The sequence below is a fragment of the Tumidithrix elongata BACA0141 genome, from assembly GCF_036349135.1.
Classification (GTDB): domain Bacteria; phylum Cyanobacteriota; class Cyanobacteriia; order Pseudanabaenales; family Pseudanabaenaceae; genus Tumidithrix; species Tumidithrix elongata.
In genome coordinates this window covers 12,734-25,609 of record NZ_JAZBJZ010000042.1, presented here as the reverse complement: position 1 = coordinate 25,609, position 12,876 = coordinate 12,734, and the positions used below count along the sequence as shown (strand labels likewise).

At 46.1% G+C, this 12,876-nt stretch carries 12 protein-coding genes and 1 pseudogene; 8 read left to right on the top strand and 5 right to left on the bottom strand.

Features of this window, described 5'->3' with window-relative positions:
• Nucleotides 1-111: 111 nt before the first annotated feature.
• The 3 genes and pseudogenes from V2H45_RS11975 to V2H45_RS11965 all read left to right on the top strand — a co-directional run bounded on the left by V2H45_RS11975 (nt 112) and on the right by V2H45_RS11965 (nt 2,947).
• Nucleotides 112-1,320 carry an efflux RND transporter periplasmic adaptor subunit gene (locus tag V2H45_RS11975; RefSeq protein ID WP_330483888.1) on the top strand — a complete coding sequence of 403 codons (1,209 nt, stop codon included), beginning with the start codon at nt 112-114 and terminating at the stop codon, nt 1,318-1,320.
• Between the two features lie 42 nt (nt 1,321-1,362).
• Nucleotides 1,363-1,500 (top strand): annotated as a pseudogene (locus V2H45_RS11970) (Uma2 family endonuclease); the annotation flags it as partial.
• 85 nt (nt 1,501-1,585) lie between these two features.
• Complete coding sequence (locus tag V2H45_RS11965) at nt 1,586-2,947, top strand: FtsX-like permease family protein (protein WP_330483886.1); 1,362 nt, start codon at nt 1,586-1,588, stop codon at nt 2,945-2,947.
• On the opposite strand, the gene lpxD is transcribed toward V2H45_RS11965, so the two are convergent.
• Together lpxD and V2H45_RS11955 are read right to left on the bottom strand one after the other, a co-directional pair.
• Complete coding sequence (gene lpxD, locus V2H45_RS11960) at nt 2,944-3,981, bottom strand: UDP-3-O-(3-hydroxymyristoyl)glucosamine N-acyltransferase (RefSeq protein ID WP_330483885.1); 1,038 nt, start codon at nt 3,979-3,981, stop codon at nt 2,944-2,946. The genes V2H45_RS11965 and lpxD overlap by 4 nt on opposite strands.
• A gap of 194 nt (nt 3,982-4,175) precedes the next feature.
• On the bottom strand, nt 4,176-4,982 hold the full coding sequence (locus V2H45_RS11955) for a PD-(D/E)XK nuclease family protein (protein WP_330483884.1): 807 nt from the start codon (nt 4,980-4,982) through the stop codon (nt 4,176-4,178).
• Nucleotides 4,983-5,264: 282 nt separating this feature from the next.
• Here V2H45_RS11955 and V2H45_RS11950 point away from each other — a divergent pair, with 282 nt between their 5' ends.
• Genes V2H45_RS11950 through V2H45_RS11935 form a run of 4 tightly spaced genes read left to right on the top strand, consistent with a single transcriptional unit; the run spans nt 5,265 to nt 9,461 of the window.
• Nucleotides 5,265-8,273, top strand: coding sequence for a hypothetical protein (locus V2H45_RS11950; RefSeq protein WP_330483883.1), 3,009 nt, complete (start codon nt 5,265-5,267; stop codon nt 8,271-8,273).
• The gene (locus V2H45_RS11945; RefSeq protein WP_330483882.1) at nt 8,263-8,796 is read left to right on the top strand and encodes a cyclic nucleotide-binding domain-containing protein; all 534 of its coding nucleotides are present in this window, start codon (nt 8,263-8,265) and stop codon (nt 8,794-8,796) included. The genes V2H45_RS11950 and V2H45_RS11945 overlap by 11 nt, the downstream gene beginning before the upstream one ends.
• Nucleotides 8,786-9,232: a Crp/Fnr family transcriptional regulator gene (locus V2H45_RS11940; protein ID WP_330483881.1), complete on the top strand. Its 447-nt coding sequence runs from the start codon at nt 8,786-8,788 to the stop codon at nt 9,230-9,232. The genes V2H45_RS11945 and V2H45_RS11940 overlap by 11 nt, the downstream gene beginning before the upstream one ends.
• A 16-nt stretch (nt 9,233-9,248) precedes the next feature.
• Complete coding sequence (locus V2H45_RS11935; RefSeq protein ID WP_330483880.1) at nt 9,249-9,461, top strand: hypothetical protein; 213 nt, start codon at nt 9,249-9,251, stop codon at nt 9,459-9,461.
• A gap of 74 nt (nt 9,462-9,535) precedes the next feature.
• Here V2H45_RS11935 and V2H45_RS11930 read toward each other — a convergent pair whose 3' ends face one another.
• The gene (locus V2H45_RS11930; RefSeq protein ID WP_330483879.1) at nt 9,536-9,934 is read right to left on the bottom strand and encodes a calcium-binding protein; all 399 of its coding nucleotides are present in this window, start codon (nt 9,932-9,934) and stop codon (nt 9,536-9,538) included.
• A 296-nt stretch (nt 9,935-10,230) separates the two neighbouring features.
• On the opposite strand from V2H45_RS11930, the gene V2H45_RS11925 reads away from it, so the two are divergent.
• Nucleotides 10,231-11,514 carry an MFS transporter gene (locus tag V2H45_RS11925; RefSeq protein ID WP_330483878.1) on the top strand — a complete coding sequence of 428 codons (1,284 nt, stop codon included), beginning with the start codon at nt 10,231-10,233 and terminating at the stop codon, nt 11,512-11,514.
• A gap of 82 nt (nt 11,515-11,596) precedes the next feature.
• Here V2H45_RS11925 and V2H45_RS11920 read toward each other — a convergent pair whose 3' ends face one another.
• Nucleotides 11,597-12,091: a rhodanese-like domain-containing protein gene (locus V2H45_RS11920; RefSeq protein WP_330483877.1), complete on the bottom strand. Its 495-nt coding sequence runs from the start codon at nt 12,089-12,091 to the stop codon at nt 11,597-11,599.
• A complete protein-coding gene (locus V2H45_RS11915) occupies nt 12,088-12,873 on the bottom strand; it encodes a sterol desaturase family protein (protein WP_330483876.1) in 786 nt (261 codons plus the stop codon). The genes V2H45_RS11920 and V2H45_RS11915 overlap by 4 nt, the downstream gene beginning before the upstream one ends.
• Between the last annotated feature and the right edge of the window lie 3 nt (nt 12,874-12,876).

The following is a 12,876-nucleotide window of genomic DNA, read 5'->3' as shown; positions in this document are numbered from 1 at the left end:
AATTAGTTTGTTTAAGAGATTGACTAAAATGTAGTAGTTTCAATCAATCTGTTCCAAAAAACAGTGGTTGTGTGTTAATACATTCTCACCTAAGTCAAAGGAGTGTGCTACTTGGATACTCAGATTGAGCGCGAAAACGACAGTCCGTCAGAAATTCAGCCCACCAAGCCAACGGGAATTCTCCCTAATAGCAAGATTACCCCTTCTTTGCCCAAAAATAGGAATAAATGGCTTATTCCCCTGATCCTTTTGGGTGCTGCATCCTTGGGGCTGGGAACTTGGTATGCGATCGGGCTGCTCGGCAGTAAGCCGCAGCCATCTGCGGGAGACACAAAAGTCCTAGAAACTAAAACTGAAGCAGATGCGACCATCAGTGCTTTGGGACGTTTAGAGCCACAGGGTGAAGTAATTAAAGTTGCCTCGCCATCAGCCTTGGGCACTTCTCGTATTATACGGTTGATGGTTAAAGAAGGCGATACAGTCAAGCAAGACGATGTCATTGCCGTTCTCGACAGTTACTTTAAAAACCAAGCAGCTTTGGCGCAAGCCCAGAGTCAAGCGCAGGAGGCAGCAGAAAAGTTAGAACAGGTAAGAGCTGGGGCAAAGTCAGGCGACATTCAAGCGCAACAGAGTAATGTTTTGGCAGCAAAAGCAAATGTAGAACGGGCCAAGGTGGAATTTGACAAGGCTGTAATTGACTACAAGCGCTATGAGATTCTCTATAAAGAGGGTGCTGCCTCAGCTTTTACGCTGGATAGTTTTGCAATTAAGGTCAAATCCCTAGGAGAACAGCTCAACCAAGCGCAGCAACAATTTTTACAGGCCCAGGGACTACTCAGCAGTACAGCCGAAGTCCGACCAGTGGATATTCGTGTTGCAGAGGCAGCGTTGCAGTCAGCCATTGTTAAAGTGAAAAGTGCCCAAGTCGATTTAGATTTGTCTCAAGTTCGTGCCCCCATTAGCGGACAAGTGCTGAAAGTTCATTCTAAAGTTGGTGAGGTAGTCGGCTCAGATGGTGTGGTAGAGCTAGGCAATACCCAGCAAATGTACGCTGTAGCAGAAGTGTACGAAACCGATATCAACAAAATCAAGATTGGGCAAAAAGCCACGATCGCTTCTAACAGTAGAGCTTTTGAGGGTGAAATCTCAGGCACGGTCGAGCAGATCGGTTTGCGCATTGCTAAAAATGATGTGCTGGGGACTGACCCTGCGGCTAAGACCGATGTACGCATTATCGAAGTTAAAATTCGCTTAGATGATAGTAAAAAGGTATCTGGACTGACCAATTCTCAAATTTCTGTCAAGATCAACACGCGCTAAATTCAGGCTAGATGCGCTCACTCAAACAAGGAGATGTTTCGTATGTCAGTAGAAATTACGATACAACCTACTACGCAATCAGAAGTTTTGCCCTCTGAAGTTATTTTGGGTTGGGAACCAACTCCACCTCCTACAGACTTAATTTTTGATGATGGTGAACCCTTGGAAACAAACCGCCACCACACAGTAGTGCCTAGCTGCCAGACTCCTAGAACTAGGTGAAGATCCTAGCAACTTGTAATTCTTATCGCAAAACCTGAAAGTTATGATCTTTGCTGTTCCGCTTGCTTGGCTGCAACTAACCTACGAGAAAAGTCGCTTACTGGTCGCGATCGCGGGTATTACCTTTGCCGTAGTGCTGATGTTTATGCAGGTCGGCTTCCAAGACGCCCTGTTTACCAGTGCCATCCGCTTGCAAAGTAGCTTGGTGGGGGATGTTGTTTTAATTAGCCCCCAATCGACGAATCTCGTAGGAATGCGCAATTTTTCACAACGGCGGATGTACCAAACTCTAAGGTATGAAGGTGTCGAGTCGGTCAATGCGCTTTACATTGGCTTGTCCGCATGGAAAGTCAAAGAAGACCCAGCAGGTAAAACCCGCAATATCCTTGTATTGGGCGCGAACCCTGCGGCGAATGTGTTTAAGATGCCAGGAACTGTAGAGGGGATGAGTCAGGTTCAACAGCAGGATGTGATTTTATTCGATCGCAGTTCGCGTATTGAGTTTGGTCCAATCGTTTCAGAGTGCGGTGTAGATGCTCTAAAGACTCTCTATACGGCTGAGGCTTTTCAATGCAAAAATATCGTAACAAGAGAGATCGATAACCGAAAAATCAAGATAGGTGGTCTATTTGAGTTAGGTTCATCTTTTGCGGCTGATGGGGCAATCATTACCAGCGACACCAACTTTCTTAGAATTTTAGATAAACGTAAAGCAGGGCTAATTAATGTTGCCTTGATCAACCTGAAGCCCAATGCATCTCCATTCAACACGATCGCAGATATTGTCAAAGGTCTACCTGGTGAAACGGTTGTATTAACAAAAAAAGGGCATCTCAAAGCCGATGGCAAGAGAGTCAAGCAGGTTCCTTCCGATCCAGATCGTGTTGCGATTGATAAGAAAGATTTGACTCTTGATGATATTAAAGAAGCTGCTGATGTTGCAGTTGACGATACCCGCATTCTGACCATGGAGGGGTTTAGAAACTTTGAAAAGAGTTACTGGCAAAAGAGCACGGCGATCGGGTTTATTTTTACATTGGGCACGATCATGGGCTTTATCGTAGGCATTGTGATCGTGTACCAAATTCTCTATACCGATGTTTCCGATCACATGGCCGAATATGCCACCCTCAAGGCAATGGGTTATAGTAACTTCTATCTTTCTAAGGTCGTGATCCAAGAAGCCTTTGCATTATCTTTTCTAGGTTTTATCCCCGGATTAATCATCTGCACGCTTCTTTACGACTTAACCAGAAATGCCACCCGTTTGCCTCTTTCTATGAATAGTGACAACTGGTGGAAAGTCTGGTTTGTTTTAACACTGACTGTTGTCATGTGTTGTATTTCTGGGTTTATCTCTCTGCGTAAAGTCCATTCCGCTGACCCTGCCGAGATCTTTGGCTAGTTCCCTCCTTCTATCTTTCTCTCCAACTCAGCAATACGCTTCTCTAATTTACGAATTGTATGTAACATCTCTGGAAGTTGGAGTTCTGCAACCATAATGCGCTTCCGTTCTCGTTCGGGTATGGCAGGAAAGCCTAATACTTTTGCCCCCGCATCGACATGGCTGATCACACCAGATTTTGCTCCCACCAGCGCTCCCTCACCGATCGCTGCGCGATCGCCAACGCCCACCTGTCCTGCCAAAACTGCATGATGTCCCAAGGTCACACCACCCGCTAAGCCAACCTGAGACACCAAAATACAGTGAGGCGCAATATTCGCCCCATGCCCAATTTGGACGAGATTATCGATCTTTGTGCCTGTGCCAATACGTGTCGTGCCCACAGCAGGGCGATCGATCGCAGTTAGACAGCCAATTTCCACCTTATCCCCTAAAATCACGTAACCCGTCTGAGGAATTTTGTACCAACTGCCATCCGCCTGTAGTTCAAAACCAAAGCCATCGCCCCCGATCGCTGTTCCGGGATGAATCAGACAATTTGCGCCAATTTGCGTACGATCTACGATCGTACAATTGCTATGGATCGTAGTGTCCGCACCGATCGCCACGTCATCATAAATTACGGTATTTGGGAAGATCGATACCCCATCACCGATCGTGACGCGATCGCCAATCACGACGCCTGCGGCGATCGCAATATTTTTTCCGAGTTGTACGCCTTCTCCTAAAACTGCCGTGGGATGGATCCCTACAGATAGCTTAAGGGGCTGGTGAAACCGCTCGAGTACTTTGGCAAATAGCAACCGAGGATTGTTGGTACGCAAACAGGGGAGTTTGCAGGGGGTATTGAGATCTAAAATCACCGCACTGGCTTGGGTACGCTCGATCTCTGCTAGGTATTTAGATGAACCTAAAAAGGTAATTTCGCCTGCTTGCGCCCGATCGATGGCGGCGACACCCGTAATTTCAGGATCGTCTCCTTGCAGGTCTAACTGACAGTTTGAGAGTCCAACCGCAAGTTGTGAAAGTTTCATAGATAGATGGCAGTAAAGGTAAACATAAGACTGAACGCAACCTATTAAATCACTTTGCGAATTACTTCTCATCCTACGCAGGAACCTATTCTCTAACCAAAGCGAAATATGGGTTGTATGTTCAAAGAGGGTTAAAGAATAGCCCACCTTTGCGCACTTAGCTTGTGTAGCGAGACTAGATTAGAATCGCCAGACTAAATCACCACTTCTGGATATGCTTCTAAACTATTTGCGAGTAACTCTTCTGAGCCCATCGTTTCTCGGCGCTGACAACGATAGGCAAATTCGCATCTCATACATTCATCGCTGCCTAAAGGTAGTTGCTCAAAGTGGGGCTTGACGATCGCTGGCGTGACATCAGGCATAACCTTTGACATTTCTGAGAGTATGCGCAGCAATTCTTGGTGGGTTTGCTGGTGTTGTTGACTGTCATAGGCGATCGCTACAGATTCAGCAGTATTGGCAAACCAGTAGGTCATGGATAGCTGCTCGGGGAGGTAATCACTGGTATTTGCCAAGATATATAGATAAAGGCGCGTCTGCCAATTTGCTTGCAGGGTAGCAAACGATAGGGGACGGGCGTGGGTCTTCCAATCTAAAATCTGTGCCTTGCGATCGCCTAAAATGAGCAAGTCATAAATTGCCGTGATTACATAGCAACGTGCTTGGGCGCGATCTTGAATATTTAGCTCTAAGGTACGGCGGTGTTCGCACAGGCGATCGCCAGCGATCGTGGTGGGTGGCTCGGTTAAAAAGGTCAGCAACCATTTTTGCAACTTGGGATCGCTTTCTGCAAGTTCTGTTACATCCAGTCCCAGTTCTCGTTGTTGCATTAACAGGTGAAATCTTTCCCCCAACAGCCGTTTGTCCTGTTGTTCCGTTGCAGACAAGTTTAAGCCATCAATAAATAGATGTTGAAACTTGCGTTGGCAGGTAATCCAAACATTGAGATGTCCTTGAGAAACAGAGGAAATAGACAAGAAATCAGTTTTTTCGGGCATGGGATCTAGGAGCGATATTTAGGAAATACTTGCTAAACAATTAACGATTCGGGCTAAACTTGCCCTCACAAAACAAATGGAAAACTTTTACGGCTTAATGAGAAACAAAAAAAGTCTGTTGTAGTACCATAACGTCAAAATATTTGGAATATATGTAGCCTTGATACTCTGTATTCTTTAATCTATGGCAAAGCTAGTGTCTACTTACTAGAAATCAGTCTAGAAACTAATCTAGAAGCAAGTTTAGAAACATATCTAGGAAAAAATCACACAGTAAGCAGCATGAACACGGCATCTAGTCCCACCCCCGAACTTCTATCACGCCGAGTCTTGAAATGGGTCAATCTGCGTCCTGAAGAAGCAGAACGCACCTTACTCATGTTCTTGTTTTATGCTGCAACTTCGATCGGGGCAGTATGGCTAGAAGCAAGCAGTGCCGCCTTATTTTTAGGTGAATTTGGCGCTGAAAATCTCACTTGGGTCTATATGGCAACCGCCGCGATCGTCACGGGTCTTGGTGTATTTTATTCTTGGCTCCAAAAACATCTGCCATTGCGGCGAGTCATGTTAGGGGTAGCCTTACTGCTGGCATTTCCCTTACCTTTTGGATGGTTTGGCTTACATCAGTCAGGCATATTCTTTAAGGTGGCGATATTTTCACTAAGGTTGTGGGTCGAAGCCGTCTATGTACTGGGCACGATCAACAACGACATTGCCGCTAACCAGCTATTTAACATTCGAGAAATCAAACGAGCCTTCCCCCTGATTAGTACGGGCATTATTATTGCCGAAATCGTCAGCGGCTTTTCTTTGCCATTAATCATTCACATCTTTGGCATTTCTGGAGTCACACTGGCTGCATTTACAATGCTGCTGTTAGGGGCTTTTTTACTTTTTTATCTCAGCGCCCGTTATCGCCAAGCATTTCCCAATGCAGTTTACAGCAATACTGAGGATGGGGAGCTATCAACCCGCCGCCTGCAAGGTAATCTCCAAAGCTACGTAACCTTGCTGTTTGGCTTTTTTATCGCTGCCCAAATTCTGTTTTTCTTGATTGACTATCAGTATTACGCCCAGCTAGAAATTCAACTTAAAAGCGAAGAAGCGATCGCCCAATTTGTTGGCATCTTTGGCGGTGTCATGGGCATCTTTAAGCTGAGCTTACAATTGTTTGGCTCTAGTCGCATTATTGAGCGCTTAGGCGTTTTTCTCACAGTCTTAATACCGCCAATTGGTACGGTGATCACTGGTTTGCTGGCAGGCTTTGCCCCCTTTGGTTTGCTGATCGGCTTTGTCATTCTCAAGTTTTTTGACGAGCTATTTCGCTTTACGATTGTTGCCTCAACTGCACCGACCCTATTTCAAGCTGTGCCCGACCAGTTTCGCAGCCGCGTGCAGTCTCTAGTCCGTGGCATTGCCGATCCGCTCTCGATTGGTGGGGCAGGAATTTTGATCTGGCTCGTGAGTCAAGTCCTACATCAGCAAGGCGTACATGTGGAAGTATCCGCCCGTTTATTTGCGGGACTGGTAGTGGTGGTTGCAGCGATCTGGATTTGTATTATTTGGTTATTGCGGCGCGGCTATCTGCAACTTTTGATTCAGAGTGTAGAGCGGGGGCAACTTAGCCTCACAGAAGTCGATATTCGGGAAGTACGTCGGGCTGTAACGGAGTCTCTGGTTCGGGCAGAAACAGATCTCGATCAATCGGTCTGTATTGAGTTACTTTCACAGGTTGCACCCCAGACTGTCGGTGAGTCCCTTGCTCCTTTGCTAGTCCAGATGGCTCCTGATATTCAAAAGCAAAGTCTAGAGGCAATGCTGATCAAGCCAGATATTCGTTATCTCAGAAATGTCAAGGATTTATTACAATCGCCCAATGTTTCGCCACAGGTACAATCTTTATGTCTGCGTTATGTATTACTTGCCGACGAACATAACCGTAATGTTAATAGTTTGCGATCCTACTTAGGCCCAGAGCAAAATCCAATCATTCGAGGCACGGCTGTAGCGCTGATGATGCGCCTCGGTACGCCCCCACAAGTTGCTGAGGCAACCAATACCCTAAGGCAGATGATTACTAGTCCCCACCAACCCGAGCGGGTGTTGGGTTGTCGCGCTTTGGCAGAAGCTACCTACATGCAATCCTTGCGCTTTTATGTGCCGCAATTATTGCAAGATTCATCCATAGAGGTGCGTTGTGCCTTATTACAAGCGATCGCTGCCACCCGTGCTTCCGAATACTTTCCCTCAATAATTCGAGGGTTGCACTACAAAGCCACCCGTAAAGCTGCCTATGATGCCCTCGTAGAATTAGGAGATTATGCGCTAGATTCTTTGGTCGGCTTAACTGAAAATTATTCTAGCCCTGAGAATGTAAGGCTGCGTGCATGGGAAATCATGGGCGATATCGGTACTCCAGCAGCTGTCTCAGTGCTGGCAAATTCTCTATCCAAATCTTGGGGCAAGCATCGGCGTACAATTTTGCGTACGCTAATCCGCATTCCCAAAGAAGTGGGGATTGAAACTGTCCTAGAGCTGATCGGGCGTAATGGTGTTGAGCAAATGGTCGAGCAAGAGCTGATCGTGATGGCAGAGGCTTGGGTAGGCATCGAAGATATCCCTGCCGAGCAAATTGCTTCTTTAGAGGCTGGACTGCTCAAAGAAGCGCTACTGGCTGAAGTTGAAGATAGCTTAGAACGCTTATTTTTACTGATGAAATTGCTCTATACGCCATCGGCAATTCAAGCTGCTGCTTTTAACATTATGTCTGGATCGAAAGGGAGTTTAGCAAGGGGTATTGAAATTTTGGACAACACCGTTGACCTGAGTAAAAAGCAGATTATTCTATCCGTGTTAGATAAACGCTCGATCGCGGAAAAACTAAGAATTTTATCAGAAGTTTACTTCTACCAACCCATGTCCAGTGTGAAGCGCCTGCGCAACCTAATTGAAATTAGCTACTGTTTTTCTGATTGGACCTTGGCTTGCTGTTTTCATGTCGGACGAAGCCAGCTATGGAGCTTACCTGCGGAAATTACTCTACAATGCTTGAGCCACCCTACTGGGTTTGTCCGAGAAGCTGTACTGGCTTATTTACAGGTGGTATCACCCCGATCGCTGCAAAAAATGTTGCCCATGCTAACCCAAGATCGAAATTCACTGGTGGGAGCCCAAGCCAAGGCGATCGCTGGCTACTTTGGCTTGAATATTGTTGATGGGAACATCCAAGCCAACCAACTGCAAGATCCTTCCCCGCCTTTGGGGGCGATCGGGAGGGATAATGCTAACTAGAATCGATCGGCTATTACTGGTGAGAGGCGTACCCATTTTCCAAGAATTACGTCTTGATTTTTTAGTAAGGCTAGCTTCGATTATGAATGAGATCGCAGTTCCAGCAGGCAAGACGATCTTTACAGAGGGGCAAGAAGGGCGATCGCTCTATATCGTAATTGCGGGGAAGGTACGAGTGCATATTGGTAATAAAGACCTAGTGATTTTAGAGAAAGGTAGCTGTTTTGGAGAAATGTCTCTATTTGACGCTGAGCCTCGTTCGGCATCGGTTACAGCAATTACCAATTGTTCTTGTTTAGTTCTAACCCAGCAGCAGCTTTACGAAGCAATTAACGAAACACCTGATATCGCTGTAAATATTATTTGCTTTTTATCAGGGAGAATCCGCAGTCAAACCAAAGCAATTGCCCATTACCTCGGGTGGGAAATGGGTATGGCAGATGTGAACGATATTAATCCAAACAGTGAGTTACAAGCTCCGAACTCGCGTTCAAGTTTGACGGGGAGAAACGATGCTAACTAGTATTGATCGACTGCTACTTGTGCGGGGTGTACCAATTTTTAAGGAATTGCGAGATGACTTTTTGGTACGCCTAGCTTCAATTATGAACGAGATCTCGTTTCCTGCTGGCAAAACGATTTTTGCGGAAGGACAGGAAGGACGGTCGCTCTATATCGTCATTGCGGGGCGCGTACGCGTACACCTGGGGCATAAAGATTTAGCGATTTTAGACAAAGGGAGTTGTTTCGGTGAAATGTCTCTGTTTGATGCGGAGCCTCGCTCGGCTTCGGTGACAGCGGTTGCCTATTGTGAATGCTTAGTTTTAACACAACAGCAACTTTACGAAGCGATCGACGAAACACCGGGTATTGCCGTAAATATTATTCGCTTGCTCTCGCGCCGCATTCGCAGCCAAAACCTCCAACTCAACGAATTGCAAGCTTCAAAACAGTTGTGATTGGTGCGAGCGATCTATGAAAGTTTCTCTTGAGTTTTTATATCATTTTCGCTGCGATCGCTGCACGCAGTGGTGGAGCCGTGCCGACATTGAGCCCCAGCTTGGCGAAATTGTCTATTGTCCCTACTGCGGGCACGAAAATACGGTTGAAGGCATCCAAACCTTCCGCGATGCCGCTCGTAATGCTACAAAATCTAGTTGCTTAGATCGAAAACCCGATGGGGAATAGTAGTTATCGGTTATTTGGAATCCAGAACGACCGATCGCTGAAAACTGACTACTGAAAACTGACGACTAAAAACCTCACAGTCCCCACTGTCTCTCTACGCTCCAACAACCGTCTTCGGTTTGCACGTAGTCAACGCCGCGCATCTCTACAATTGGCTCGCCTTTGTAAAACACGATATGAAAGCCATCTTCGCGCAGTTTGAGCGTCACTTCATTGCGCCAGATTTCCTTTAAAATCAAAGTGTCTGTCCCTTCTTCATCCTCAATGCGATCGTATCCATCCCCTGGATGATAGATATAAAAATCGTTCCCTTTACCCCCATAGAGGGTATCATTCCCTTTGCCACCCGTGATTACGTCGTTACCGCTATAGCCAAAAATAACATCATCACGATCTGTCCCATGAAGGATATCATCGCTAGATGTTCCTTGAACATGACGATCTTTGGAGTTGTCTGGAAGATTTTGAGACATAGCTAAGGGGGGAAATATCACTACTTAAATTTAAAGCCACATGGCACAATCAGAGCAAGCAGAAGCCATCACAAATCTATGAGATCGAGCTACGAGATCGAGCTACTGTAATGTATTAGAAGATTTGATAGGTTTTTGTGACCAGTTATCTTTATATAGTCGAGTAAAGGTATTTTATAGTGCAAAGGAAAATTAGAGAGCTACGATCGATACTTTTCCCAGACTGATTTACCTAGCGTTTCACATTTTGGGGTAGAAGCTAGTCTAGTCAACGATTTAAGATACAAAAAATATTTATGAACATATCACAGTTGTTTCCAACCCAATGGTTACAGGTTTGGGGGCTTGCATCCATCCAAGGTGCCATTACAATGGCTTGGGTAATTTATGGGCTATATCTCCCCGAATTGCTGAAGCAGGTTGGATTGCCTGCTGCCATGCAAGAGATAGGTTTACCTACTGTGATTGGTGCGATATTTGCGATCGAAGGTGCGATCGCAGTGCTGATGGAACCGCTCATGGGAGGGTTGTCAGATCGGGCACAAAATCAATTTGGCACGAGACTTCCATTTGTCACATTTGGGGCAATCCTTGCTTCAGTACTATTTATTGCCATTCCATCGGTAGTGATTTTTGGTGGAGCTAGTGACATGACACGCTGGATTTTTCTGGGTGTGATTATTACTTGGGCGATCGCGATGACGGTCTTTCGCAGCCCTGCCATGTGCCTGTTGGGTAAGTTTGCCTTTGCCACGAACCTGCCTCAAGCTGCTAGCATTTTAACCTTTGTTGGCGGCATTGCTGGCTCTTTACGATCGCTATCCTCTAAGTTTATTCTTAGTCTTGGTGCAGCACTGACATTCACCATTGGTTCTATGGTTTTAATAGGAGCGATTGCGGTTTTGCGAATGGTTGTCGATCGGCAAGCGATCGCACCTCAACCCGATCTAAACTCCTTGGAATCCCCTGAAGTAACTAGAGAGAAAGAGCCCAAGGAACTTCCTCCACCATTTTTGACCTCGACTCTATTGGGAGCGAGTGGGGTAGCCATCGGCTGCGCAGCAAGGTTAATCTTCGGAGAAGTTTTTCCTCGAATATTGAAGGTGGAAGTTCCTAATGGAAATCTAGATATTCTTATGGGTTCGCTTTCGATTGCTCTAGCAGTATTGGCGATCACTTCAGGGTTTATCGCGACTCGATTTGGCAACACCCCTGTCATGATTGTGAGTTTGGGGTTTGCTGCGGCTTGTTTGGGACTTTTATCTATCAGTCATGGTGAATTTGCCGTTGTGGCGATCGCGATTGCCCTAGTGGCATGTATGAGTGCTGTGTTTAACGGAACGATTCCACTGGCGCTAACTATCATGCCACAACGATGGGGTGGGTTAGGTATAGGAATGTATTTTGGTGGTTTTTCTGGAGCATCTGCTTTATTTGGCTATCTATTCCCCAAACCTGCTCAAATGATTACCTTCCCCAATGCGATTCTGATGGCAGCGATCGCGCTCTTATTAGCGGGTGTCGCGATCGCACTGACGACAAGGCTTAGCAACCTTCCCAAACAAGAGGTGTTAGTGTAGGTAGAATTTACAATCTGGAATCTCGATTGCCGCTGTCTGAGTGGAGTCGAAGCTATAGGTTAATAACGAATGGCTATTCCAGCTATTCTACTTTTGCAAAAATTCCAGCATCCTTTACGGCTGGGATGTCGCGTCGCCATGCTTCGATCCCACCTGTTAGGACTACAAATTTTAAGCCTGTGCCTGCCAGTAGTTTGTAAGCTTTTGTCGATCGCATCCCCGACGTGCAATAGAGAACAATCGTGGGCTGGGTTTGATGTTTCTGTTCGTATTGCTGGGCGATTTTCTGGACTTGGCTTATCCCCAAACCTGTCTCGATTTCTGTCAGGGGAACCAGTTGGCTGCGACCGATGCGATCTTCGGCAAATTCTTCGGGCGATCGCACGTCAATCAGCAGAACGGGCTTTAGTTTTCCTTGAGCCAAGTCGCTGACTAAGATCTGGGGTGTACTCCAACTGGAAATGAATGTGGGAATATCCATTCTGTGTGTAATTGCACCAATGCTGATAAATCCAGCCGTGCCGATAACCGTAACACCGAGCAGTATAGCGGCGATAAGAGTAGGATTGAGTTTCATAGTTGTGATTTATTAAGGAACGGAAAATGTCTGCGAATTTTAAATGGAAAGACCAATTGTTTGAAGTAGTTGGTTGGAACAGAAATCTCTAGACCGTAACGCTCTGGCATTCTATCTTTGGGTATATAGAGCGTGCCGAACAGCAAGTCTATAAAAGGAAATTGGGCGGCAAAATTTTTGTTATAGAACTTTGGAGAATCGTCATGATGCCAGTGATGGAATTGGGGTGTGGCTATCAACCACTTAAGGAATCTAAACTGGATGCGTATATTGGAATGGATCAGGAAGGCGATTCCACTGCAAAACAAGGCATATGCTGCGAGGACTTCACTGGAAAAGCCGAGGCAATAGAGTGGAACGATCTGACAGGTTTTGGTAAACACCTGATCGAATGGATGCACGCGCACGGTTGCCAGCCAGTCTAGGTGCGTTGTGCTATGGTGTACGGCATGAAATTTCCACAACCAAGGGACAGTATGGAGAAGTTTGTGGGCAAAGTAATAGCAAAAGTCAGCGATCGCCGCTGCTTCGAGAAATTGCAGCCATACAGGTTGTGAAGCCACGAGATTAGATAGAACAGGTACTGTCTGCAAACTCAGTAGCGAGAAAACCAAGAGAACTTGAAGGACACCCTTGCCAATAAAGTACCCCGTAAAGTAGTAGGTTAGATCGGTCTGCCAACCCACCCGAAAGATTTTCTGCCCGTGCAGCGCAAACATTCTCTCCAAGGGAATGAAGACAAACACGAGAACCATAAAACCTTTTAGTACATCGGGTATCATCGT